Source organism: Streptomyces sp. NPDC002888, assembly GCF_042888465.1.
Lineage (GTDB): Bacteria > Actinomycetota > Actinomycetes > Streptomycetales > Streptomycetaceae > Streptomyces.
In genome coordinates this window covers 1-1,194 of record NZ_JBIAPU010000069.1, presented here as the reverse complement: position 1 = coordinate 1,194, position 1,194 = coordinate 1, and the positions used below count along the sequence as shown (strand labels likewise).

The window sequence follows — 1,194 nt, the reverse complement described above, 5'->3', positions numbered from 1 at the left end:
CCGCCCAGGTACTTGCCGAACGAGGTGACCTCCGCGAGCCCCACGCCGGTCTGGAGCGGATACACATCCACCCCGACCCGGCCCATGGTCAGCACTTCGAACGGCATCACGCTGGTTTCCCTTCTAGATTTAAAGCGCTTTAAAAAACGGTCGCGATGAACCGTGCCCCGCGATCGACGACCGCGGGTCCGTCAGGGCCGGGCGGCCAGGTACTCGGCGATCTTCTCCCGCATGAACACCGAGGACTCCTTGGCGCGCTCCTCCCAGGCGAAGACGCAGGCGGTCAGCGTGCCGTCGAAGCCGTTGGCGCGCAGTGCGCGGAAGAGCTCGTCGAAGTCGACCTCGCCCTCGCCGATGTCGAGGTGCTGGTGGATGCGGGCCGGCGTGCCCGGCGGGTTGAGGATGTAGCGGTTGCCGGAGGACGCGGTGTGGTCGAACGCGTCGGCGAGGTGGACGTGGGTGAGGAGGTCGCCCGCGTAGTTGATGATGCCGGGGGCGTCGTTGCCGATGTGGAAGGTGTGCGGGGCGCAGTAGAGGAAGCTGACGTGGGGATGGTTGATCCCGCGGATCAGGTTGACCGCGTCGTAGCCGTTCTCGATGAAGTCGTCCGGGTGGGGTTCGAGGGTGAGCTTGATGCCCTCGCGTTCGAACACCGGCAGCAGCTCGTCCAGCGACTTCCAGAACTGCGCCTCGCTGCGGTCGGAGTCCTCCGGCCGTCCGTTGAACTCCGAGATCATGCTGTCCACGCCGAGGTCGGCGGCGATTTGGATGGAGCGCTTCCAGTACCGTACGGCGGCCTGCCTGGCGTCCTCGTCCGGGCCGGACCAGCGGAACAGCGGCAGCAGCGACGAGATCCCGACGCCCGCCGAATCCAGCGCCTTGCGGAACTTTCGTACGGTCCCGTCGTCCACGCGCGGGTGCCGGAAGAACGGGATGAAGTCCTCCCGGGGCGAGAGCTCGATCCACTCATATCCCAACTCGGACACCACGGCGGGCAGTTCGAGCAGGGGGACGTTGCGGATCATGTAGGGGTCGAGGGCGATCTTCACGACGGTGCCTTCCGGGTGTCGGTGGGTCAGGAGGCCTTTTCGGGCTGTGCCGCCACGGGCGCGGTGAGGTCCTGCTCCTCGGGGAGCTCCTCCACGTCGACTCCGCGGACCTGCGCCAGCTCGTGCTTGAGCGCGGCGAGTTCCG

The 1,194-nt window shown here is 67.0% G+C and carries 1 protein-coding gene and 2 pseudogenes; all 3 read right to left on the bottom strand.

Annotation, left to right across the window (positions count from 1 at the left end; genetic code table 11):
• Positions 1-107, bottom strand: a pseudogene (locus tag ACFYWX_RS47745) (5-dehydro-2-deoxygluconokinase); the annotation flags it as partial.
• Positions 108-191: 84 nt separating this feature from the next.
• Entirely contained in the window at positions 192-1,049 is an 858-nt protein-coding gene (locus tag ACFYWX_RS47740) for a sugar phosphate isomerase/epimerase family protein (protein WP_389431814.1), read from the bottom strand.
• A gap of 26 nt (positions 1,050-1,075) precedes the next feature.
• Positions 1,076-1,194, bottom strand: a pseudogene (locus ACFYWX_RS47735) (ABC transporter ATP-binding protein); the annotation flags it as partial.